The sequence below is a fragment of the Ruegeria arenilitoris genome (assembly GCF_013035425.1).
Taxonomy (GTDB): domain Bacteria; phylum Pseudomonadota; class Alphaproteobacteria; order Rhodobacterales; family Rhodobacteraceae; genus Ruegeria; species Ruegeria arenilitoris_A.
The window spans coordinates 75,001-99,325 of record NZ_WQHX01000003.1 but is presented as its reverse complement, the minus strand read 5'-3'; the positions used below and the strand labels follow the sequence as shown (position 1 = coordinate 99,325).

Sequence of the window (24,325 nt, the reverse complement as noted above, 5' to 3'; positions counted from 1 at the left end):
AACATGCCATTGAAATTCTCTTGGGTGACATCTGCCAATGACGCAAAACACCCGTTTCCACTGAATAACCTGCCCTATGGCGTGTTTTCGATTAAAGACGATGAACCAAAGTGTGGGGTTGCGATCGGCGACCTGATCCTAAACGTAACAGAAGCCGAAGCAAGGGGGATAATTTCCCTTTCCGATGAACCGCTCTTCGATCTTCCCTTTTGGAACCCGCTAATGGAACAAGGTCCGGCCGTCTGGGCCGCCCTTCGCGAGCGCCTGACTGAGCTGTTGGCAGAAGGATCAGTAGAACAGGAACGTGTTGAGACGTTGCTTGTTCCACAGGCCGACGTCGAGATGCATATGCCATTCGCAGTTAGCGAATATACTGATTTCTATGCGGGCAGAAATCACGCTTTTAACGTCGGCACCATGTTTCGTGGTCCGGAAAACGCCCTGCCCCCGAATTGGCTGCACATACCAATCGGCTACAATGGGCGCGCATCATCAGTAGTAGTCTCTGGCACAGATATCCGTCGTCCTTGGGGGCAATTGAAGTCACCAGACCATGACAAGCCCGCATTCCTTCCGTGTCGGCGCTTTGACATCGAGCTCGAGATGGGAGCGATCGTTGGCACACCTTCAGACGGTCCGATATCGGTGCAAGAAGCCGACGATCATATTTTTGGTTATGTTCTGCTTAATGATTGGTCAGCCCGCGACATTCAGGCGTGGGAATATCAGCCGCTTGGGCCGTTTCAAGCGAAGGCCACCGCCACTTCGATTAGCCCTTGGATCGTGACCAAACCCGCCCTTGAACCGTTCCGTTGCGACACGCCAGAACGTGAGTTCGAGTTGCTGGATCACCTGAAAGATTGTGGGCCCATGCTTTATGACATCGATCTAGAGGTAACGATTGCCCCTGAAGGCAAACCAGAAACCACAATTGCTCGGACTAACTATAACCAGATGTACTATTCGGCCGCTCAACAACTGGCGCACCACACGACGTCAGGCTGTCCAATGAATGTGGGTGATCTTCTAGGATCTGGAACGATCTCCGGTGCGTCCAAACCCGAGCGGGGTTCCCTTCTGGAACTCAGCTGGGGTGGGAAGGAACCGATGACACTTGCAACTGGCGAAACGCGTAATTTCATCGAAGACGGCGACACCCTGACCCTGAAAGGCGCAGCCAAAGGGGATGGCTATACCGTCGGATTTGGCGACTGCGTTGGTACCGTTTTGCCTGCCCTTGAAAACCCCTACGCACGATAAGGAACCCACCATGGCCAAAGCATTCGCGTCCCAGGGGGACATGTCCGAAAAGAAAATCTCTTTCACCGAAGTTGGCGACGGGCTGTATGCTTTTACAGCCGAAGGAGACCCGAATTCAGGTGTGATCATCGGGGACGACAGTGTTATGATCGTCGAAGCGCAGGCGACACCCAGACTTGCGAACAAAGTTATCGAATGCGTGCGTTCGGTTACCGACAAACCGATCACCCATGTGACGCTTACCCATTACCATGCTGTACGCGTCCTTGGTGCAAGCGCCTTTAATGCGCAACAGATTGTAATGTCGGACATGGCCCGCGCCATGGTTGTGGAACGCGGCCAAGAAGACTGGGACAGCGAATTCCAGCGTTTCCCACGCCTGTTCGAAGGTCATGAAAGCATTCCCGGGCTAACCTGGCCAACCACCACGTTCAGCGACACCATGACAATCTATCTGGGCAATCGACGAGTCGATTTAATGCATCTGGGCCGCGCTCATACTGCTGGAGATATTGTTATCCACGTGCCCGATCAGAACGTGATGTTCACTGGCGACATCGTTGAATATCACTCTGCTTGCTACTGCGGCGACGGGCATTTCGGTGACTGGGGTGACACGTTGGATGAGATAAAGTGGTTCGACGTGGATGCGATTGCACCAGGACGGGGCGATGCGCTGGTCGGTAAGGACATGGTCAACGCCGCCATCGAAAACACCCGCGATTTCGTTGACAGCACCTACCGACCTGCCGCCAAGGTTGCTGCACGCGGTGGCACTTTGAAAGAAGCATGGGACGCAGTTCGTGCTGAATGCGACCCAAAATTTTCAAACTATGCAATATACGAGCACTGCCTTCCGTTTAACGTAGCCCGTGCCTATGACGAAGCTCGCGGGATCGACACCCCTCGTATCTGGACTGCCCAGCGAGATCTTGAAATGTGGGAGGCTTTGCAAGGTTAATAAATCCCGGCCTGAACTTGATCCAGATCGTGTCGGGTCGTTACGGATAATGAGACGATAAGCCAAATCCTACAACCAAATTGCGCGGGGCGCTTTCGTCGAACGCCCTCTGAGCCACGGAAGGGGAGAGCAACTGTGAACAAGGTATTCGAAGTTCCGCTGTATGCCTATCAATCCAACCCGGACCAGGCGGCGCCGATACCGGTCCGCCACAAGATCATTGTTGTCGGCGCTGGCCCCGTTGGGCTGGCGGCAGCCATCGATCTGGCCCAGCAGGGTGTCGAAGTTATCGTGCTGGATGATAATGACAAGGTCAGTTTTGGCAGTCGCGCCATTTGCTTTGCCAAACGCCCGTTAGAAATCCTTGATCGGTTGGGCTGTGGGCAGGCCATGGTCGATAAGGGCGTTTTGTGGAACAAGGGAAAGGTCTTTTTTGACGACCGGCAAGTCTATGAATTTGATCTGCAACCCGAAAAAGGAGATCAAAGACCGGCGTTCATCAACCTTCAACAATACTATCTGGAGCAGTTTTTGGTCGACCGTGTCCGCGAGCTGCAATCCGAAGGTGCACCAATAGAAATCCGCGGTCGCAATAAGGTTGAAGCAGTCGGAACCCATCCTGATCACGTCCGGCTTGAGGTGGATACGCCCGAGGGGTCTTACACCGTCGAAGCCGATTGGGTAATCGCCTGCGACGGCGCGGCTTCTCCAATGCGAACCATGTTGGGCGAAGATTTCGTTGGGCGTGTGTTCGAGGATAACTTTCTGATTGCCGATGTCGTGATGGATGCCGATTTTCCGTCGGAACGCTGGTTCTGGTTTGACCCTCCGTTCAACAGGGGCCAGTCGGCGTTGCTGCACAAACAACCTGATGGTGTCTGGCGGATCGACCTGCAACTGGGGTGGGATATCGATAAAGAAAAGGAAAAACGCCCCGAGAATGTGATCCCGCGTCTCAAGGCCATGTTGGGCGAGGATGTTAAATTCGAACTGGAATGGGTCAGTATCTATACTTTCCAATGTCGCCGCATGGAGCAATTTCGCCATGGACGTGTGATTTTTGCCGGTGACAGCGCGCACCAGGTCAGCCCATTTGGAGCGCGCGGAGCCAATTCCGGTTTGCAGGACACTGATAACCTGTGCTGGAAGCTGAAAATGGTGCTGGACGGAAGCGCGCCGGAATCCTTGTTGGACAGCTATGATCTCGAACGGATCCTCGGAGCTGACGAAAACATTCTGAATTCCACCCGTTCGACGGATTTCATCACGCCCAAGTCACCAATGTCCCGCATATTGCGCGACGCCGTTCTGGACCTTAGCGAGCATTATGATTTTGCGCGTCCGATGGTCAACTCCGGTCGCTTGAGCACGCCTTGTACCTATGACGGCTCGCCTTTGAACTCGGCAGATGGGCTGAACGGTCCGGCAAGCACCCGACCGGGATCGCCCTGCCCCGACGCGCCGCTGGGTGACACCTATCTGTTGCCCAAATTGGCCAATCGATTCACTTTACTGACCATAGATGCAGACGCACCGGATGACTTTGAAGTGGACGGCGTGCCTGTCCCAAGACTTGCATTGTCAATAAAGGACGACCCAACGCTGGCATTGAAACGCCGTTATCTAGGTGACGCGACCAGTGCGGTTTACTTGATCCGACCCGATCAGCACGTCGCCGCCAGACGCGATACATTTGAAGAAAACGCATTCCGGCACGCGATGCACCGCGCCACGGGTAAGGAGTAATAATCATGGCCGATCTGATCCTTTCAGCGAATTTCGATCACGCCGATGATTTTTACGCCGATCTACTTGAGGCCCATGAAGGGCTTGAAAGACAGGACAGCGACGCTCTGAATGCTCGGTTGATTTTGGTTCTGGCCAACCACATAGGAGACAACAGTATCCTGAAACAGGCGATAAAGGCGGCTGCGCTTCAAAAGAATGAGCCTGCATAAAAATGAAACAAAAGTTGGAGCCGTCATTGCCGCCAATGACCCAAGATAGCCAGAGGCTCAAATGTCGGATGTAATACTTTATGACTACTGGCGATCTTCGGCCAGCTACCGGGTACGGATCGCGCTGAATATGGCCGAAATCAGCTATCGCTCGGAAGTTATCGACTTGGTTAAGGGCGCACACCGGGAGGCTTCGCATTTGTCCCGAAACCCGCAGGGGCTGGTTCCGGTTCTAGATATTGATGGTCTGCGCCTTACACAGTCACTCGCTATTCTCGATTATCTGGACCGGACGCGAAACTTGAACCTTCTGCCAAATGAACCAGCAGAACGGGCTGCGGCTCAAGCTTTAGCTTACAGTATCGCCGTCGATATTCATCCAGTCTGCAACCTTTCCGTCGCCCGACATGCCACTGAACTGAGTGACGGCGCCGACGACATGCCCGGAAGCTGGATGCGCCATTTCATTCGCCCCGGTCTGCTGGCGTTTGAGGCATTGTTGAGCGGTTTTAAACAGGCACCTTATTGCACCGGCTCAACGCCAGGACTTGCCGACATTTGCCTTGTGCCGCAGATTTACAATGCCAGGCGTTGGCAAGTCGATCTGTCTGATATGCCTAAACTTTTGTCAGTTGAGGCAGCTTGCGGCAATCTTCCGGCTTTTGCAGCAGCGTATCCTGACGCGAATGCGCCGACCTGACCGCGCGCACAGACACTGTGTGACAACAACGAAGTGACAGCGTGCCGTTCTTGTGTAGGCTCTTCCAAAATTCAAAGGATACGCCATGCCAGAGATTACCGGCTATCATGCGCACGTTTACTTCGATGCAGAAACGCAAGACCTCGCACAAAAGCTATGCGAAGATGTCTCTCGGCTGTTTCCCGTACAGATGGGTCGGATGCACGCCAGAAATGTTGGTCCGCATCCGCGCTGGAGCTGTCAGCTAGGCTTTGCCCCAGAAGCCTTTGACCAAGTAATTCCGTGGCTGATGCTGAATCGAAACGGTTTGACTATTTTCACCCATCCAGAAACCGGCAACCACTTGGCTGACCACCGGGATCGCGCCATCTGGATGGGCGAAATGTTAGAGCTTGATCTGTCAATCTTCGAAAAGACGAATGCTTAACCTAAGGCGCGCGCTTGATCCCGCAGTTTGAATTTTTGGATCTTACCCGTCGACGTCTTGGGCAATGAACCGAACACAACCGTTTTAGGCGCTTTGAAATGGGCCATGTTTTCCCGGCAGAAACTGATGATTTCAGCCTCGGTTGCGTCGCTCCCCGGCTTCAATTCGATAAACGCACAGGGTGTCTCTCCCCACTTGTCGTCGGGGCGGGCAACTACGGCGGCATCCATTACTGCAGAATGCTTGTAAAGAACATCCTCGACTTCAACGGATGAGATATTCTCGCCGCCTGAAATGATGATGTCTTTGGACCTGTCTTTCAGTGCGATGTAGCCGTCAGGATGCATGACGCCCAAATCGCCTGACGCAAACCATCCGCCCTTGAATGCCTTGTCCGTTGCATCGGCATTCTTCAGGTAACCTTTCATCACGACGTTGCCTTGCATGAATATCTCGCCCATCGTCTCTCCGTCGGCGGGAACAGGTTCCATTGTCTCTGGGTCAGCCACCATTAACCCCGACAAGGCAGTATACCGAACGCCCTGCCTGACTTTGAGCGCTGCGCGATCCTCGGCGGTCCTGTCGTTCCATTCGTCTTTCCAGGCACAAACCACTGAAGGGCCGTAGGTTTCGGTCAGACCATACACATGCGTGACCTCTATTCCCATACCTTCCATCTTTTCGATAACTGCAGCGGGTGGTGGGGCACCAGCAGTCATCACCTTGATCTCGTGATCGAAATCCTTGAGTTCATCCGGCGCGTTGGCCAACATGTTCAATACGATCGGAGCTCCGCAAAAGTGACTAACCTTTTCGTCCCTGAAAGCGGCATAAATTGGTTCCGCGCGTACTGCGCGCAGACAAATTGAAACTCCAGCGTTTGCCGCCATCGCCCAAGGGAAACACCATCCATTGCAGTGAAACATTGGCAGTGTCCAAAGATACACCGAGTGTTTCGGCATGTTCCAATCCAGCAGGTCCGACTGTGCGTTCAACGCAGCTCCGCGGTGATGGTACACCACACCCTTTGGATTACCCGTGGTCCCTGACGTGTAATTCAATGTGATCGCGTCCCATTCGTCGGCAGGCAGAGACCAAGCGAACTCCGGATTTCCTTCCGCCAACAGAGCGTCGTAAGACAAAGTACCCAGTTTCTCACCACCTTTGAAAGAAGCGTCCTCAATATCGATGACCAACAGGTCGCGTTCGACCTGTTTTAAGGCCTCTTTAACTACGCCGGAAAACTCTGGATCGACAAACAGGACCTTTGACTCGGCATGATTCAGAATGAACGCGATAATCGGCGCATCCAGCCGCGTGTTTATTGCATTTAGAACTGCTCCGATCATTGGGACGCCAAAATGCGCTTCGTACAGTTCAGGGATATTCGCTGCAATAATGGAAACCGTTTCCCCCGACTGCACACCGTTTGCCGACAGCGCGCTGGCAAGACGGCGGCAACGGGCATAGGTTTCCGCCCAAGTGTATCGGCGGGCTCCGTAAACTACCGATGGATAGTCGGGATAAACATGCGCCGAACGCTGAATAAAGCTTAGCGGCGTCAACGGAGTGTAATTTGCGGCGCATTTGTCCAAATGACGCTCGTAAATATTTGATGCTGCCATTTGCGGATCCTCCCAAATCTCGGTTGGCGCGAATTGATCACAAAGTTGGCTGCGTGACAAACCCGTAGAAATACCGCAAGCCAAGGGTCTGGCGATAATCTATCATCTCATCTGGCCCTATTGTCGACAGGCCATTCGCGGTGATCTGTGCTATCGCAAATTCATGCTATCGTGGGACTGTTCCCACATCCGGAACATCGCATTTGACTGAAAGGACATGTCATGGACGGCACGTTCAACGAAAACGACCTCTCTCATGTAGTTGAGGCAGACCGCGCTCACATCTGGCACCATCTGCTGCAGCATAAACCCTTTGAAACCAACGATCCGCGTATCATTGTCGAAGGCAAGGGCATGCGCGTCTGGGACCAGAATGGCAAAGAACATCTGGACGCCGTGTCAGGCGGTGTTTGGACGGTCAATGTTGGGTATGGTCGCGAATCGATATGCAAGGCCGTGTATGATCAGCTGATGAAGCTGTGCTATTTTGCAAATTCAGCGGGTTCGATTCCGGGGGCTATTTTTGCTGAAAAACTGATCGACAAAATGCCTGGTATGAGTCGGGTTTACTACACGAACTCCGGTTCCGAAGCGAACGAGAAGGCGTTCAAAATGGTTCGCCAGATCGCCCATAAACGCTATGGCGGCAAAAAAACCAAAATCCTTTACCGTGACCGTGACTACCACGGCTCGACTCTGGCGGCGATGTCGGCGGGCGGTCAGGATGAACGCAACGCTCAGTACGGACCGTTTGCACCCGATTTTGTCCGTGTTCCTCACTGCATGGAGTATCGCAAGCACGAGCTCGGCTTGGAGGACCTATCCGGCGAAGCATTTGGCAAGGCGGCAGCAGACGCTATTGAAGAGGTAATTCTGCGGGAAGGTCCCGAGACAGTGGGTGCTTTGTGCCTTGAACCTGTCACAGCGGGCGGCGGTGTAATCGAAGCGCCAGAGGGTTACTGGGAACGCGTCCAAGAGATCTGTAAAAAATACGACGTGCTGCTGCATATCGACGAGGTCGTCTGCGGCGTTGGCCGGACCGGCACTTGGTTTGGCTACCAGCAATACGGCATCAAACCAGATTTCGTGACGATGGCCAAAGGCGTCGCCTCGGGCTATGCGGCCATTGCCGTTATGGTCACGACTGAGGAAGTATTCAACATGTTCAAGGACGACGCCTCGGATCCGTTGAACTATTTCCGAGACATTTCCACTTTCGGTGGCTGCACCGCTGGTCCAGCGGCAGCGATTGAAAACATGCGCATCATCGAGGATGAAAATCTGCTGCAAAACTGCACCGACATGGGTGAGCGTCTGATGGGCAACCTTCATGGATTGATGGAAAAACACCAAGTGATCGGGGATGTGCGCGGCAAGGGTCTTTTCCTAGGTGCGGAACTTGTTTCGGATCGGGCGACCAAAGAACCTATGGATGAAAAGAAAGTTCAGGCTGTTGTGGCCGACTGTATGGCGCAGGGCGTGATAATTGGCGCGACCAACCGATCAATCCCTAGCCGGAACAACACGCTTTGCTTCTCGCCGGCACTGATTGCGACCGCTGATGATATCGATCAGATAACCGATGCAGTCGACGGCGCACTAGGACGGGTTTTCGGATAAGCCATCGCTGGCAAAAGTCTGTGGCGAAATTGCTCGCATGAGACGAAGTAGAAAACCAAATAAACCGCGCGGTGAAAAGCCGCGCGGAAATATCATTTTTTCGCATCTCTCTTTCGATTTTTTCTGACATTCGCGCCCGGTATTGCGGTTCCGTTGGAATGCTCAGCCTAATGCCTCGGAAGTTACCGGAGGCGGCCTTATGAAATCTCGGACAAAGGTTGTGGTTATCGGCGGAGGCATCGCCGGGTGCTCGACCTTGTATCACCTTACTCAAGAAGGATGGACAGATGTTGTTCTGGTTGAGCGTAATGAACTGACCAGCGGAACAACGTGGCATTCTGCAGCCCAAGTCACTAATTTTGGCGCAAACCAGACTATGGTGGGCCTTAAGACTCATTCTATCAATCTGTACAAGGAATTGGCCAACGACCCCGAATACCCAATTAACTACCACCACGGGGACGGTGGCATCCGGCTGGCCAATACCGAGGCCCAAATGCAAGGATATCGCCACTTTGCCTCAATGGCGCGTGGAATGGATGTTCACTTTGAAGTCATAGGCGCACAGGAATGCGCACGTCGACACCCTCTGATTTCTACGGAAAATTTGATTGGCGGGCTGTGGGATCCGCTGGATGGCGATATCGACCCAGCACAACTGTGTCAGGCTTTGGCCCGGCGTGCCCGAAAGGCTGGGGCTGAAGTTTATCGGAACACTCCCGTAGTCGGCTTGACCCAGCATAAGGACGACACGTGGACGGTACACACTGAACACGGCGACATCGACTGTGATATTGTAGTGAATGCTTGCGGTTACAGGGTTAACGAAGTTGGCGCGATGATGGGTGTGCACCATCCCGTGGCAGCGATGGAGCATCAATATTTTCTGACCGAAGAGATACCTGCAATCAAAGAAGCGGGCCACAGAATGCCGCTTATCCGTTGTCCGATCAGTGATTATTATTGCCGTCAGGAAAAGAACGGTCTTTTGGTCGGTTTTTACGAACAGGATTGTAAGACGTGGGGTATGGACGGAATTGACCCGAATTTCGTCAATGCGCTTTGTCCCGATGACCTGGACCGCGTTACCGATGTATTGGAAGGGGCATTTGCCAGAATGCCCGCGCTGATGGAGGTCGGCATTCACACCGTCGTCAATGGGCCAATCACCTATACGATTGATGGCGCCCCCCTTGTCGGTCCAATACCCGGCAAACGCAACGCGTTCTGTATCATCGGCCTGCGCGCCGGGCTGGGGGAAGGCGGTGGCCATGGGTGGTTGTTGGCGCAACAGATTGTTCATGGCGAGGCATGTTACGATACATGGGTTCTTGACCCGCGTCGGTTCACTGGCCACGCCAATGTCGAGTTAACTGGTTTGAAGGCAATCGAAGATTACCAGAACGAATTTCGCTTTCACTTTCCTCATGAGCACCGCCCCGCCGGGCGACCAGCCAAAACCACGCCTCTGACGCCTGTCTTGGCAGCTGAAGGCGCGGAGTTCGCGGTAGTGAACGGGTGGGAGCGGGTTGATTTTATCAAACCTGCTTCAGATTTTGATCACGCGCTGAGTTTCAGTTTCGATGAAGTATTCGATGTCGTTGCAAGTGAAGTCAAAGCAGTTCAGGAAAATGTTGGCTTGTGTGAAGTCAACGGGTTCAACCGTTTCGAAATCACAGGTGAGGATCGTCACGCGTTTCTTAACCGAATGTTCTGCGGCACGGTGACAAGACGGAACGGAAGGGTTGGGCTTGGATACCTGCTGAATCACCATGGGATGGTAAAGGGCGAGGCCACACTGGCCAATCTACCCGCCAGTGACCGGGGGCCGGATCGAGTCTGGTACGGGTCGGCTGCCGCCAGCGAGTATCACGACATGGACTGGCTCAGCAGTCATGTTCACGATGACGAAGACGTAAATATCCGATCTTTGACAAACGAACAGACAATATTAGTCCTGGCCGGACCCAACGCGCGCGACGTACTGGCAGCCTGTGCGCGGGGAGATTGGTCAAACGATGCTTTCCCGTGGCTATGCGTGCGGGAGTGCTTCGTAGGAATAGCACCCGCCACTGTTATGCGGGTCAGTTTTTCCGGCGAGCTTGCTTACGAAATCCATGTTCCGAACGCTTCGCTTTATGCGGCCTATCTCGCCTTACGAAAGGCAGGCGAGGCTTTTGGCTTGCGCCTATTCGGTGCACGAGCCGTGGATTCAATGCGTATGGAAAAAGGTTTTCTCCATTGGAAAGCTGATCTGCTAACCGAGTTCAATCCGTTTGAAACCGGGTTAGATCGGTTTGTGAAGTTCGAAAAAAATGACTTTGTAGGCAAAGATGCGTTGGTGGATCGCCATGCCAAAGGACCAAATCGTAAACTTGTGACGCTGCGCGTGGACTGTGAACACGCGCCCGCGCATAGCGGGGCTTCGCTGATGGAAAATGGCCGCGTCGTAGGCACAATTACGTCCGGCGATTGGGGACACCGCGTTGGAATGAACTTGGCTTACGCATTTGTATTGCCCGAGTTTGCGAAAGAAGGTGCAACCATGGAGCTGGACTTATGCGGCGATCGGGTCAACGTGCATGTCATTGCGCCATCGCCCTATGATCCAGATTTCGTTAGAATTCGCAGCTAAAGAAAAAACCCCGGGCGCTCCCCGGGGTTTTCTGCGAGTTTTGCGCGTTCAGCTGCGACCTTTCCACGGCACAAGCCAGTTTTCGGCCTTGCGCATCAAAATATCGATCCCGTAACCAATGATACCGATCATCACGATACCCATGATAACAATGTCCGTTAGCTGGAATTTCGAGGCCGCGATGATCATCATTCCCGCACCCTTTTGCGCCGCGACGAGTTCTGCGGCAACAACCGTACCCCAGCAGACGCCCATTGCGACCCTTGCACCCGTAAAGATTTCAGGAAGCGAATTCGGAACGATTACGTGACGCATGATCTGCCACTTAGACGCCCCTAGCGAATAGGCTGCGTGAATTTTAGAGATGTTCACTCCAGATACGCCCGCTCGGGCCGCGATGGTCATAATCCATAGCGCAGCGAGGAAAAGCAGAACAATTTTGCCTGTCTCCCAAATGCCGAACCAGATGATGACCAGCGGGATCAGCGCCAGTGGCGGAACGGGCCGCATAAATTCGACAATTGGGTCGAACCAGCCTCGAAACCAACCCGAAAGGCCCATGGCATAGCCCAACGGAATACCAACCAAAGCTCCGGCAACAAAACCTGCGATAACGCGCAACAATGACCATCCCAAGTGCTGCCAGAGCGAGAAGTTCTGGTAGCCCTCATTTGCGATCTCAAAAAATCTGGCCACAACCGTCTCGGGTGCAGGCAACCAAATCGGGTTCATCTGCAGACCCTGTTTCGGCGTGAAGCTAATTGCCCCCTTGTCAGTCAAGGTGATTGATCCGTCACCAGTATCCACTTTGTCGCCCTGACCAATAGGCGTGCCATTAATTGCGATGATCTTTGCACCGTCCTTGCGCGAGGTTTCATCATTCTTGTCAAATAATATGGTCGATGAACGACCTGCAGGCGCTGCAAAGGCATCGTCCTTAGCGAACCCGCTGCCAGCGTCGACATCGAAATCCTCCACTTCTTCTCCGAATGAAGGAACGCGGACGAATACAGTTGCGTCATCAGTGCTGCCATCTGGGTGTTCAAGGGTATAGGTGAATTGCGTCTCACCTACGAACGGGCCCGGAACGTGTATTGGCATTAACTTGGATCCGGTGAACGCACCCCAGATCAAGAAAATCACAACAACTGAGATTATTGAGGCCGCCCTATCCGCCCTAACTGCACTTTCATCACCAAAGGTCACCGTCTTAAGGCTGGTGAAATCCTGGCGCGATTGCAGGCCACGACGCAATGCATAGACAATGAAGAAGGCCCCGGCAAACAGCCCTATGTAGAAAATAAGTACAATCATGCGACCTGCTCCGTCCGACCCATGATTTCTTCTTCCATCTCCCAAATCATCGACAGGATTTCATCGCGTTTCTCGGCAAAACCTTCGGATTTTTTAACGTCTCGCAGGTCGGCGTTAACACCGCGTTCGGCAAACGGCAGCCTGTATTCCTTGTGAATTCGCCCGGGACGTGGCGCCATCACGATCAGACGTTCGCCCAACAGCAGCGCCTCTTCGACAGAGTGAGTGATCAGAATAATTGTCTTTCCCGTTTCTTTCCAAAGCTTAAGAACCAGACCCTGCATTTTTTCACGCGTCAACGCGTCCAAAGCACCAAGTGGTTCATCCATCAGAATGACATCGGGTTCATTAGCCAAGCATCGGGCCAGCGCGACACGCTGCTGCATCCCACCTGACAGTTCATAAACCGCCTTGTCCTTGAAATCCTGCAATCCGACGACTTCAAGCAGGTGATCCGATATCTTATCGCGTTCCGCTTTTGGCATACCCTTCATTCGGGGGCCGAATTCCACGTTTTCACGGACGTTCATCCACTCAAACAAAGCACCCTTCTGGAACACCATCCCGCGTTCAGCATCCGGCCCTTTGACCAAATGGCCATTGAGCTCTACCCTGCCGGAGGTCGGTGCCAGAAAGCCGGCAACAATGTTAAGCAAGGTCGTCTTTCCGCACCCTGACGGGCCCAGAACGGACATGAGTTCACCTTCTTTCAAACTCAGCGACACATCCTTCAGCGCCTGAACCGAAGTTCCATTCGGTAGGTCGAAGCGCATGGACAACTCTACGATGTCCAACTCTGGCATCCTGCATCCTTCCTGCTTATTAAAGGACCGGCCCGAGATTCGAGCCGGTCTGCATTTCTTTTTATTCGATTTAGTTGGCCGCGGAAGCCAGAGGGCCTGAATTGACAGTGCCATCATACGAATCCAACGCAGATTCGATGCTGCCTGCTTCAACAAAAACGTTCGCGACGCCTTTCATGAATTCCTGAGCACCGCCTCCGAGCCATTTGTCAGACAGTTGCTCGTCAACAGAGGGGAATGTGAAAGTTGCTATCGTCGCCTCGGCGTCTGCAGGGTCCATACCCGCATCTTTGGCGATTACCGGCAGCATTTCATCCTTGGCGTCACCTGCATTCCATTTGGCGTTCGCATCTGCTGTTACCTTCAGGAACTTCGACAAAAGCTCGGGCTCTTCTTCGATAAAGCCGGAAGGTGCGCTGGTCACGTCAAAAACCAGAATGCCCAACTCTTCCTTTTCGGCGCCTGTCAACAGAATGTTGCCGTGCTCGACCATACGACGCAATGCGCCGCCCCAGCCGCACACCATATCCAGGTTACCTTGCGCAAAGGCGGCCGCGCCATCCGCAGGCGCCATGTCAACGATTTCCATGGAACCGACATCCACGCCGAAATGAGCCATCTGGGATAGGAAGCCATAGTGCGCTGCAGTTCCGATCGGTACTCCGACTTTCTTGCCATCCAACTCCTTAGCGCTGGACTTGTCGATTTCCAGGGCTTCGGCCACGACGCAATTGTCATTATCGGAATAGCTGACGGCGACATCCACGATCTGAATGTCCTGACCTGCCGAGGTTGTTACCACAAAAGGCGGCACCCCTTGGCTGACAGCGATCTGAACGTCGCCGGACGCCATCGCAGCCGACATGGCCGTTCCGGTATCGAACGACACCCAGTTGATTTTAACACCAAGCTCTTCTTCATATGTTCCATTCGCTTTGGCATACTGGAAAGGCATTGGCCATTCTAAGAAGTACGCGACGGTGATTTCGTCCAGCGCTGCAGCCTGCGAGGCGGTCAAGGCAGCAATCCCGGCGAAGGCCGTCGTCAACAGGTTTTTCTTGATCATTTTGATTACTTTCTCCGTGCTGGTATTCAGTGTTCGGTTTTTGTGAGATTTCGAACTCTGGTTAAGTGATAGAAACATAATCTGAGGGTTGGGAAAGAGTGAATCAAAAATTTTGTTGCGAAAAAAGCGAAACTTTGTTTCGCTTTTCCGAAAGCGCTTAAATTTCGGGATTCGACAATGACCAGAAAACCATTGAGCCTTAGATGGTTGGAAGTTTTTCAGCTTATATCCAAACTGGGATCCGTTCAAAAGGTTTCAGCCGAAACAGGGCTATCCATCAGCACAGTCTCAAATCATTTACGAAGCTTGGAAGGCGCTTTGGGGGTTGAACTGGTGGATCACGGGCGTCGGCCAATGGGTCTGACACCCGCCGGAACCGTCTTTGCCCGGCATGTATATGAAGGGATGACGGCGCTGAAACGCGGAGAGGCTGAAATCAGATCAGGCAGATGGCAACACGCGACCGATTTGCGACTGGCGCTGATCGACGATTTCGATAACCAAATCGCACCGGAGTTTTTTAGCTTTCTCTCCGCCGCTCTACCGCGCTGCAATTTTCGTCACTTTGCCCGCCCTAGCCACGAAATCATCGAGAAATTACAGGCTCAGAAATTGGATGCCGGAATTGCTACCCGACCGGCCGAGAATGTCGAAGGTCTAATGGAATATCCGCTGATGCGGGACCCATTTATTGTCATCCTCCCGCCGGATTACAATGGAGAGGTCAAGGATCTGATCAGCGCCAAACACTCACTTCCTTTTCTGAGATATTCTCGGGATCACACGATTGGCAAGCTGATCGAAATGCAGTTAACGCGCAGCAAGATAAACTTGCCAAACAAATTCGAGCTTGAGTGCAATCAATCCGTTATAGGATTGGTCGCGGATAGTAGCGGTTGGACGATAACAACGGCAGCCAGCTATTACCGCGCAAGGCGATACCATGAAAATACCAGGGTGCTCCCGTTCCCTGGAAAAAGCTTTGTCCGCACCGTTTCGCTGTTTACCAGCAACGTTTGCCCTATCGCGACATCACAACTTATCCATCGAACCATGAAAAACCTGATGGATTTGCATTTTGTTGAACCAATGACGTCCCGGTTCCCTTGGCTTGGAAGCGAGTTCCGAACGATTTCGGATAACAAAGGCGGGCCGCATTAGTGTCTTTTTAGATTTACTCAAACACTCTTTGATCTTCCTCAAACACCTTGCGTCGCCTTGGTTTTCCAGCAATTTAGCGACCCGGTCAGGTGATTCTAAGTTAATCCAGCGGCAACTTCTAAGTGCTCGTCAATCAGTGATTGTTTACGAAGCACAATCAAATCTCTATTTGGACCCGCCTATTCTGCAAATTTGAAACAGTGCCTTTCGTTATTTTCGCAGCAAAAAACTGTGTTTTTCGGTAACTTGTTAGAAATCAAATTGTGCTGGCTGAAAGTCATACGCTTCAATTGGTTCACTAAAGCACCGCAAAGTATCGATCTTTTTTCATAGAATGAACATCACGATTTCCGCTCAAGCTCTGTTGCGCTATCCGCCGAGTTTCTCCTCTGTCAAACTAAGACACAATAATATCAAGATTTCTTGTCAAGTTGCGGACGAGAATGCTAAGGATTCCGGTATTGCAGCGTTCAGATTGTGCCACGATACAGCCGGTGAATTTACTGCCAGCTGCGTGTATGCAAGGAAACGAAGGGAAGGTTTAGGCGACAAAGTTTGTCACGTTTTTTAGGCGTTGACGCTAAAAGCGCGAAGATTAATTTGAATGTTTGAATTTAATTGAATCCTCGCGACAAGTGATAGTGACGGATACCGGGTTGCCCGGGTCGCAGTTGTTACGAGTTCAAGGGGGTTATTTTGTCCGTAGTCCAATCCAATAATGAATGGGATCCTCTGGAGGAAGTCATCGTTGGCACGCTTGAGGGTGCTGCCAATCTGACTTGGGAAATCGGTTTCGAGGCTGTGACGGCGGTCGAACATCTCGAACGTTCCAGAAGCTACCACCTTCAAGCCGCTGGCCGCCCGATTTCTCCGCTTGCCGTGAACAAAGCAAAGCAGGAATTGGACGAATTCGTTAATGTCCTTAAAAATGAGGGCGTTACTGTCCGGCGCCCGGATACTGTTCAACACGCCCGACCTATTGTGACACCCAATTGGACAAGCATCGGCGGCAACTGCCAGGCCAACCCTCGGGACGTTCTGATCGTTTTCGATGATGAAATCCTCGAAGCTCCGATGGCATGGCGCTCGCGTTACTTCGAGTTCTGGGCCTACCGCACTTTGGTTAAAAAGTACTTCGCTTCGGGTGCACGCTGGACCGCGGCACCGAAGCCCGAGATGTCCGACGCCTCTTACGATCCGAACTGGGTGCGCGGTGAAAGCTATGTCACCAGCGAATATGAACCTCTTTTCGATGCTGCGGATATTGCCCGATGTGGGCGCGACCTATTTATCCAACGAAGCCACGTCACCAACGACATGGGTATTGAATGGCTGCGTCGCCACCTTGAACCGCGAGGGTACCGGATTCACCGCGTTGAATTCGATGACTACCGAGCAATCCACATTGACGCGACATTCGTTCCGCTGGCACCTGGGAAACTGATGGTGAACCCGGATCGTCCGTTAAAGGAAATGCCCGAAGTTCTAAAACATTCAGATTGGGAAATCCGTGAAGCTCCGCGATCTACCTTGCCCGAGAGCCATCCTTGGTTCCATTCGTTCCGTTGGCTTTCCATGAATGTTTTGAACGTCAGTGAAACGAAGGTTGTCGTCGAGGCGGAAGAGGGACCAATGCAGGACTTCCTTTCAGACTGGGGCCTCGAACCAATACCGGTTGCATTTAGGAACAATTATTCATTCGGCGGATCATTCCACTGTGCTACTGTAGATATTCGCCGTCGTGGGGGTCTGAAAGACTATTTTTCGTGACAGACGCTATTGAAAATAAGAGCCAGCAGCGGCCTGAAACGGCATTTCGCGTGTTTCTGGACGACTGGAGAAGGCATAGGCCATCGGGAATCCGCGTTATGTGGGCGCTGTCTGTTTATCGTTTCGGACGGTTTGCCGCGAAACGGCAGGTTTGGTTGTTCCGAAAGGTACTGGGTTTCATTTACACCACTATCCAACCCACTTCAGCCTTGTTGGGTGGGTTGTACTTGGAGCGTAGCACAAAAGTTGGTGAAGAGCCGCATTTCATGCACGGTGGAAATATCCAGATAAATCCTGGATCGGTTATCGGAAACCGAGTTGGCATAATGCATGGAGTCACCCTGGGGACAGGTCCGAATCGCGAAAATCAACAACGCATCACTCCGGTTATCGGTGATGACTGCTTTTTGGGGTGTAACTGCTCCATTCTCGGCGGTGTGACAATTGGGGATAGATCTGTGGTTTCAGCCAATTCTTTAGTGATTTCCGACGTTCCACCGGATTCAGTAGCTATTGGCGTTCCCGCAAAGGTTGTTCCCAAAACTCTTTTTGGGGCCACTAAATGACACTTGCCAAACCCGATATCTCAAACAGTTCCGGTGCGAAGCCAAAGAAGGTCAACTCGGCCGCCGACAAAGCGGAAAATTTCCTTGTTGGTGATGTTCCCCTGACTACGATTGCCCAAAAGTTTGGAACGCCGGCATATGTTTACGATGCAGGTATTCTGAAAGAGCGTGTCAAACTCGTACAGAATGCATTGGGTAGCGACGTAAAAATTCTTTTTGCCCTCAAAGCAAATTCCAACGCCATGGTTGCCAAAACACTTCGTTTGGCCGGTACTGGCGCTGAGGTCGCTTCTGCTGGAGAGATAGCCGTCGCAAAAGCAGCCGGTTTCGATCCGGCAGAAATTCATTTTGCCGGACCCGGAAAAACTTCTCTGGATCTTGAAACAGCTGTCGCGGCCAAGATTTCATGCGTGAATCTCGAATCTGCGGGTGAGGCTGACAGACTTGCTCGGATTGCCCAGCAGACGGGTCGCAAGCAAGGTGTCGCCATCCGGGTCCAATCTTTCGGAAGCCTGCAAGGGTCAAGAATGCGAATGTCTGGAAGCGGATCAAGGTTTGGGGTTCCGGCAACCGAGGTACCGGCACTTGCCCAAAGGCTTGCCACAGATGACGCATTCGAATTCAGAGGGTTGCACACGTACGGCGGCACGCAGTGCTTCGACCCCGAAGCGTGGAGCGCGTCAGCCAGAGGCTTGGTAGAACTTGCGGATCAGATTGAAGACGATCATGGGGTTCGCGTGAACCACTTGAATTTCGGCGGCGGCTTTGGTGTGCCGCTATTTCAGGGTGATGCAGAATTCGACATATACAGTGCAGGCGATGCGCTTCGCGCAATTATCGATACCCCTCGCGGACATCGTCGCAAGCACTATGTTGAACTCGGTCGCTTTATCGCAGCGCCTTCAGGAACATATGTCGCACGGGTGACCGATGTTAAAGTAAGCGACAACACAAATCACCTTGTGTTGGATGGCGGAATGCACCACCACGCTGCGGCAGCGGGGATGGGATCAGTGATCCGTCGCAGTTACCCTATGGTTGTTCCGGATCGCCCTTCAGAGGAACCAATTGTAGAATACGCGATCAGTGGACCATTGTGCCTCCCGCTAGATGAGTTCGCGTCATCCCAGAAACTACCTCGCTTGCGCGTTGGCGACCTACTGGCAATAACTTCTAGCGGCGCATACGGCTTGTCTTACAGCCCGGTCCTGTTTCTGGGTCATCCACTTCCGGCCGAAGTTCTCGTCGACGGCGACCAGGTTCAACTCGTGCGTCGGCGTGGTCGACCCGAGGATGTTTTGTCTGGTCAGGTCGTTAGCTAGGGGGAAATCGATGAGTGCTCGGCAGCAGCTAATTTCATGGTTCGACGCGATTGCCACCGACCGCCCAAACGACGTGGCGGTAGTCAATGACATCTGCTCTACGACATTTTCCGAACTCTCTAACCGCGTTGCAGATCACCGTAAAAGATTGCGAAACTTGCTTGGGACCAACGCGACTGTGGTCGGTCATGCTGTTTCAAACGGTCCAGAAGCCGTGGCAATCGAGATGGCGGCTTGGGCCGAAGGGCACGCCTCACTCGCCTTCCCTCGGCAGGCGACTTTAAGAGAGTATAAGGAAATGCTCTCGGTCGTTACACCCGAGTTGTTGTTGGTAGATACGAAATCCTCGGTGCTGGCGGAGTTGGGGGCCTCGGTGTTCTCCGTAATTTCTCTGGATGGCTCGGGGGAAACAGTTATGCGCCGTGATCGGCGCAGCCTACCCGTTGCTGACACCCTTCAGCTTCAATTCACTTCCGGTTCGACAGGAAGGCCAAAGGCCGTTTGCCTTGAGGCTGCCGCTGTTCTTGCGTCGCTCCGATCAAGTCAAGATTGGTACGACAGTTTTCCAAAAGCGCCGGTTTTCTCGGTTCTTCCACAAAACCACGCGATGGGTAGGGCATCGGTTTTTGAAACTCTTTGGTCCGGCCGCACAGTAGTCTGTAGTGATAAGAAAACGCCGGGTGAAAACCATGCGCTTATGCGAACTACAGGGTGCCGAACCCTTTTGTGCAACCCAACTTACGCGCGCTTGGGGCTAGCATTTGGTGTGTTGACGGACGTTAGTCCGATTGAACGTATCGTTATTGGATCCGCCAGTGTCGACGCCACTTTGGTTTCGCAACTTCAAAGTAGCGTTCCGCATCTATGTATAGATGTTCGCTATGGTGTGAGTGAAGCTTTCGGAGCGCTGTCTGTCAAAAGTATTTCGCATGAAGGGCCACCGCACCAAACCGGAGATGTCGGGCGTCCCCTTCCGGGTGTCGAGTTTCGCGCGCAGGACGATTCCCATGGTCCAATTAGTGCTCGTTCACCATTTACGGCTGTCGCACAGGTGGAAGAATCCGGAGTTGTGTTGATCCGCGATCCATCCGGCTACATAGCCACTGGAGATACAGGTTCAATCACTCACAATGGTAATTTGGTGCTGTCAGGGAGATCAAATCTAACCATCAGTCACCGGGGGCACCGCATCGACCCGATTGAAATCGAAACAGTCGTCAAGGAAACAGGTTCTTTCATAGAGGCCATCGTCATTGGTGTACCTGATACATTGAGTGGTGAAAAAATTGCGATAGCGGTGGTTCCACATGAAGATGACGTTATTTCCGCGGATCAAATAAAGGACCATTGCAAACGGCAACTGTCCGCACACAAAGTGCCCCATTGGGTGATAGAGATGCCGGAAATTCCCAACAAAGCCTCAGGCAAACCTGATCGGATCGCAACGCGTGATCGGGTGATGGAAGCACTGGGGCTACAAAATTGAAATAGGAGTATAACAATGGTTCAGACCGCTGACCCCGCGGAAGTCATCCACCGGATAGTTCAAGAATGTGTCGGAGCGCAGGACGACATTGATACGTCACATCCGCTCTTACAATCAGGTGTAGTTGACTCTCTAAGCCTGCTTCAGATTGTTATGGGCATTCAATCTGAACTTGGAGTGAATGTGGAGCTGGAGGAGATAAACGAACAGAATTTTCGAGATATAGATAGCATTGCAGCACTTGTTTCTCAAAAATCTTGATGCCGACAGGCGTTGCGCGCAATCTCCAGTTACATCGGATTACTAATGAGGATGTTTCGGTCAGAACGAGTTTTTAACTGCTCAATTGGTTGGGTGAAGTTATTTTTCTCACAAGATCAAACTGTCAGTAAACCCAGTTTGGACAGGCGCTGAAATCTGCTTGCGGTGCTCGAAGTAACAGAACTCCTGCTGCTGTTATTTTTGAGCTTATAAGGGTTTTTTTTGCTTGATTTGTGTTGTTTGGGCAGTTTTGCGTTTATTTTTCTTTTTTGGTTTTAGTTTTGATGTTTTTTTTCAGACCTTCAGGTTATGAGGCTGACGATGTGAAGACGTTAAGCAATTGATCCGGGGGATCAATTGTAGTCTGAACGTGTTTCTTTGAGATATTCCGACGCTGGTTGCGGGAGTAGGATTTGAACCTACGACCTTCAGGTTATGAGCCTGACGAGCTACCGGGCTGCTCCATCCCGCGTCAGGGTCGGAAAGTGTGTCATCGTATTAGAGAGGTTTGGGATTTTTCTAGGTTTGGCGGTGACCTACTCTCCCGGGGCTTAAGCCCAAGTACCATTGGCGCGGCAGCACTTAACTTCCGGGTTCGGTATGGGACCGGGTGTTTTGCTTGCGCTATGACCACCAAACCGAGGAAAATCCCCGTCGCAGCTTTGCTTTGCAAAGCGCGACGAGTGGCGGGTTGCGTCTTTGCGTGCAAATGCGCGTTGCCACTCGGTTATTATGTCACCCCTTACGGGGTTTCACATCAATCAGTGTTGTCCAACTCAAGGTCGGTGTATGCTTTTGGTCTTGTTTGATCGCCTACCGCTTGGCTACTTGAGGCGGTGAGCTTTGTCTTTCTGTTACTGGATCAAATCAAGCCTATCGGGCGATTAGTACCGGTCAACTGAACGCATTACTGCGCTTACATCTCCGGCCTATTGACGTGGTGGTCTTCCACGGCCCTCAGGGAGACCTTGTTTTGAGGGGGGCTTCCCGCTTAGATGCCTTCAGCGGTTATCCTGTCCGATCATAGCTACCCAGCACTGCCGTTGGCACGACAACTGGTCCACCAGTGGATCGTTCACCCCGGTCCTCTCGTACTAGGGGCAACTCCTCTCAAGTCTCCTACACCCACGGCAGATAGGGACCGAACTGTCTCACGACGTTCTAAACCCAGCTCACGTACCTCTTTAAACGGCGAACAGCCGTACCCTTGGGACCTGCTCCAGCCCCAGGATGAGATGAGCCGACATCGAGGTGCCAAACACTGCCGTCGATATGGACTCTTGGGCAGTATCAGCCTGTTATCCCCGGCGTACCTTTTATCCGTTGAGCGATGGCCCTTCCACTCGGGACCACCGGATCACTATGGCCGTCTTTCGACTCTGCTCGACTTGTCAGTCTTGCAGTCAGGCTGGCTTCTGCCATTGCACTCAACGAGCGATTTCCGACCGCTCTGAGCCAACCTTCGCGCGCCTCCGTTACGCTTTAGGAGGCGACCGCCCCAGTCAAACTACCCGCCACGCAGGGTCCCGGATCCGGGTAACGGACCGCGGTTAGACATCAAGAGTGCGAAGGGTGGTATCTCAAGGGAGGCTCCACGGATACTTGCGTTTCCGCTTCGAAGCCTACCACCTATCCTGCACATCACAATCCTGATGCCAGTGCGAAGCTGTAGTAAAGGTGCACGGGGTCTTTCCGTCTAACCGCGGGAAGCCTGCATCTTGACAGGCAATTCAATTTCGCTGAGTCGATGTTGGAGACAGCGGGGAAGTCGTTACGCCATTCGTGCAGGTCGGAACTTACCCGACAAGGAATTTCGCTACCTTAGGACCGTTATAGTTACGGCCGCCGTTTACCTGGGCTTCAATTCAAGGCTCTCACCTCTCCTTTTAACCTTCAGGCACCGGGCAGGCGTCAGACCCTATACGTCGTCTTGCGACTTCGCAGAGCCCTGTGTTTTTAATAAACAGTCGCCACCCCCTGGTTTGTGCCCCCAGCCCCTAGTTGCCTAGGAACCGGGCCTCCTTCTCGCGAACTTACGGAGGTATTTTGCCGAGTTCCTTCAACATCGTTCTCTCAAGCGCCTTGGTATGCTCTACCAGTCCACCTGTGTCGGTTTAGGGTACGGTCTGATGGAGGGCTATTTCCAGGAACTGCTCAGCAGCCCAACCAATCCGATAAGGTTGAACTACCCCTGCAATCCGTCACATCCTCCTGGCCTAGGAATATTAACCTAGTTCCCATCGCCTACGCCTTTCGGCCTCGGCTTAGGGGCCGGCTTACCCTGCTCAGATTAGCTTTAAGCAGGAACCCTTGGACTTTCGGCGAGAGTGTCTCTCACACTCTTTGTCGCTACTCATGTCATCATTCTCACTAGTGATCTCTCCACGGGATCGCTCACGCGCCCGCTTCATCGAAAGGACTTATACCTGCGCTACCGCCTATTCGGCTACTTGAGCGCGTCAGACGCATCTCAAAACCGGCGGCAATACAGGTAAAGTCCTATGTCACACTACGCTCTGCTACCATGCCTTACGGCATCCTAAGCTTCGGCTCATGGCTTGAGCCCCGTTACATCTTCGCCGCAGGACAACTTATTTAGACCAGTGAGCTGTTACGCTATCTTTAAAGGATGGCTGCTTCTAAGCCAACCTCCTGGTTGTTTTGGTCGTCCCACCTGCTTTCCCACTTAGCCATGAATTGGGGGCCTTAGCTGTAGGTCAGGGTTGTTTCCCTCTCCACTACGGACGTTAGCATCCGCAGTGTGTCTGCCATCTAGTACTCCCGGGTATTCGGAGTTTGGTTAGGATCAGTAAGCCTGTGGGGCCCCATTACCCATCCAGTGCTCTACCCCCCGGGGTATTCGGATGACGCTCTACCTAAATAGATTTCGCAGAGAACCAGCTATCTCCGAGTTTGATTGGCCTTTCACCCCTAGGCACAGCTCATCCCGATCCTTTTCAACGGATGTGGGTTCGGTCCTCCAGTAAGTGTTACCTTACCTTCAACCTGGCCATGCCTAGATCACTCGGTTTCGGGTCTGATCCCACGAACTCATGCGCCCTATTAAGACTCGCTTTCGCTACGCCTACACCTAACGGCTTAAGCTTGCTCGTGAGACCAAGTCGATGACCCATTATACAAAAGGTACGCCGTCAGCTCGCAAGGAGCCTCCGACTGATTGTAGGCGTTCGGTTTCAGGTACTGTTTCACTCCCCTCGTCGGGGTGCTTTTCACCTTTCCCTCACGGTACTGGTTCGCTATCGGTCAGCAAGGAGTACTTAGCCTTCGAAGGTGGTCCTCCGATCTTCAGACAGAATTTCACGTGTTCCGCCCTACTTAATACGTCCGTCAAAGCTTCGAATACGGGGCTGTCACCCGCTATGGCCATGC

General features: G+C 52.6%; 18 protein-coding genes, 1 tRNA gene and 2 rRNA genes (1 of these 21 cut by a window edge). 14 read left to right on the top strand and 7 right to left on the bottom strand.

Annotation, left to right across the window (positions count from 1 at the left end; all coding sequences use genetic code 11):
• Positions 1-3 precede the first annotated feature (3 nt).
• The 6 genes from fahA (at position 4) to GOV45_RS09415 (ending at position 5,306) form a co-directional block, all read left to right on the top strand.
• The gene (gene fahA, locus GOV45_RS09440) at positions 4-1,260 is read left to right on the top strand and encodes a fumarylacetoacetase (protein WP_170476766.1); all 1,257 of its coding nucleotides are present in this window, start codon (positions 4-6) and stop codon (positions 1,258-1,260) included.
• 10 nt (positions 1,261-1,270) lie between these two features.
• Positions 1,271-2,221 carry an MBL fold metallo-hydrolase gene (locus GOV45_RS09435; RefSeq protein WP_170476764.1) on the top strand — a complete coding sequence of 317 codons (951 nt, stop codon included), beginning with the start codon at positions 1,271-1,273 and terminating at the stop codon, positions 2,219-2,221.
• A gap of 135 nt (positions 2,222-2,356) precedes the next feature.
• Entirely contained in the window at positions 2,357-3,967 is a 1,611-nt protein-coding gene (locus GOV45_RS09430; RefSeq protein ID WP_170476762.1) for an FAD-dependent oxidoreductase, read from the top strand.
• A 5-nt stretch (positions 3,968-3,972) separates the two neighbouring features.
• The gene (locus GOV45_RS09425; RefSeq protein WP_170476760.1) at positions 3,973-4,179 is read left to right on the top strand and encodes a DUF2783 domain-containing protein; all 207 of its coding nucleotides are present in this window, start codon (positions 3,973-3,975) and stop codon (positions 4,177-4,179) included.
• A 61-nt stretch (positions 4,180-4,240) separates the two neighbouring features.
• Positions 4,241-4,879 (top strand): maleylacetoacetate isomerase, encoded by a 639-nt coding sequence (maiA, locus tag GOV45_RS09420; RefSeq protein ID WP_170476758.1) that lies wholly within the window; start codon positions 4,241-4,243, stop codon positions 4,877-4,879.
• 85 nt (positions 4,880-4,964) lie between these two features.
• A complete protein-coding gene (locus GOV45_RS09415) occupies positions 4,965-5,306 on the top strand; it encodes a DOPA 4,5-dioxygenase family protein (RefSeq protein WP_170476756.1) in 342 nt (113 codons plus the stop codon).
• Here the strand turns inward: GOV45_RS09415 and GOV45_RS09410 are convergent.
• Positions 5,303-6,931, bottom strand: a complete 1,629-nt coding sequence (locus tag GOV45_RS09410; protein ID WP_170476754.1) for an acyl-CoA synthetase — start codon at positions 6,929-6,931, stop codon at positions 5,303-5,305. The two genes, GOV45_RS09415 and GOV45_RS09410, sit on opposite strands and share 4 nt — an antisense overlap.
• Before the next feature lie 222 nt (positions 6,932-7,153).
• Here GOV45_RS09410 and GOV45_RS09405 point away from each other — a divergent pair, with 222 nt between their 5' ends.
• The gene (locus GOV45_RS09405; RefSeq protein WP_170476752.1) at positions 7,154-8,551 is read left to right on the top strand and encodes an aminotransferase family protein; all 1,398 of its coding nucleotides are present in this window, start codon (positions 7,154-7,156) and stop codon (positions 8,549-8,551) included.
• Positions 8,552-8,750: 199 nt separating this feature from the next.
• On the top strand, positions 8,751-11,186 hold the full coding sequence (locus GOV45_RS09400) for a GcvT family protein (RefSeq protein WP_170476750.1): 2,436 nt from the start codon (positions 8,751-8,753) through the stop codon (positions 11,184-11,186).
• Between the two features lie 48 nt (positions 11,187-11,234).
• On the opposite strand, the gene GOV45_RS09395 is transcribed toward GOV45_RS09400, so the two are convergent.
• The 3 genes from GOV45_RS09395 to GOV45_RS09385 all read right to left on the bottom strand — a co-directional run bounded on the left by GOV45_RS09395 (position 11,235) and on the right by GOV45_RS09385 (position 14,369).
• A complete protein-coding gene (locus GOV45_RS09395; protein WP_170476748.1) occupies positions 11,235-12,500 on the bottom strand; it encodes an ABC transporter permease in 1,266 nt (421 codons plus the stop codon).
• On the bottom strand, positions 12,497-13,303 hold the full coding sequence (locus GOV45_RS09390) for a taurine ABC transporter ATP-binding protein (protein WP_170476746.1): 807 nt from the start codon (positions 13,301-13,303) through the stop codon (positions 12,497-12,499). The genes GOV45_RS09395 and GOV45_RS09390 overlap by 4 nt, the downstream gene beginning before the upstream one ends.
• A 70-nt stretch (positions 13,304-13,373) precedes the next feature.
• Complete coding sequence (locus GOV45_RS09385) at positions 13,374-14,369, bottom strand: taurine ABC transporter substrate-binding protein (protein WP_170476744.1); 996 nt, start codon at positions 14,367-14,369, stop codon at positions 13,374-13,376.
• A gap of 177 nt (positions 14,370-14,546) precedes the next feature.
• On the opposite strand from GOV45_RS09385, the gene GOV45_RS09380 reads away from it, so the two are divergent.
• The 6 genes from GOV45_RS09380 to GOV45_RS09355 all read left to right on the top strand — a co-directional run bounded on the left by GOV45_RS09380 (position 14,547) and on the right by GOV45_RS09355 (position 20,935).
• Positions 14,547-15,530 carry a LysR family transcriptional regulator gene (locus tag GOV45_RS09380; protein ID WP_170476742.1) on the top strand — a complete coding sequence of 328 codons (984 nt, stop codon included), beginning with the start codon at positions 14,547-14,549 and terminating at the stop codon, positions 15,528-15,530.
• A 696-nt stretch (positions 15,531-16,226) separates the two neighbouring features.
• Positions 16,227-17,300 carry an amidinotransferase gene (locus GOV45_RS09375; protein ID WP_174823635.1) on the top strand — a complete coding sequence of 358 codons (1,074 nt, stop codon included), beginning with the start codon at positions 16,227-16,229 and terminating at the stop codon, positions 17,298-17,300.
• Positions 17,297-17,866 carry a serine O-acetyltransferase gene (locus GOV45_RS23575; RefSeq protein ID WP_170476741.1) on the top strand — a complete coding sequence of 190 codons (570 nt, stop codon included), beginning with the start codon at positions 17,297-17,299 and terminating at the stop codon, positions 17,864-17,866. The genes GOV45_RS09375 and GOV45_RS23575 overlap by 4 nt, the downstream gene beginning before the upstream one ends.
• Entirely contained in the window at positions 17,863-19,188 is a 1,326-nt protein-coding gene (locus tag GOV45_RS09365) for an alanine racemase (RefSeq protein WP_170476739.1), read from the top strand. Before GOV45_RS23575 ends, GOV45_RS09365 begins: the two co-directional genes overlap by 4 nt.
• A 10-nt stretch (positions 19,189-19,198) precedes the next feature.
• On the top strand, positions 19,199-20,674 hold the full coding sequence (locus GOV45_RS09360) for a class I adenylate-forming enzyme family protein (RefSeq protein WP_170476737.1): 1,476 nt from the start codon (positions 19,199-19,201) through the stop codon (positions 20,672-20,674).
• Between the two features lie 15 nt (positions 20,675-20,689).
• A complete protein-coding gene (locus GOV45_RS09355) occupies positions 20,690-20,935 on the top strand; it encodes an acyl carrier protein (protein ID WP_170476735.1) in 246 nt (81 codons plus the stop codon).
• Between the two features lie 395 nt (positions 20,936-21,330).
• Here the strand turns inward: GOV45_RS09355 and GOV45_RS09350 are convergent.
• From GOV45_RS09350 to GOV45_RS09340, 3 genes are all read right to left on the bottom strand, one after another.
• Positions 21,331-21,407: transfer RNA gene (locus GOV45_RS09350), tRNA-Met, on the bottom strand.
• A 51-nt stretch (positions 21,408-21,458) separates the two neighbouring features.
• Positions 21,459-21,573, bottom strand: a 5S ribosomal RNA gene (rrf, locus tag GOV45_RS09345).
• Positions 21,574-21,798: 225 nt separating this feature from the next.
• Positions 21,799-24,325, bottom strand: a 23S ribosomal RNA gene (locus GOV45_RS09340); it runs 386 nt beyond the window's last position.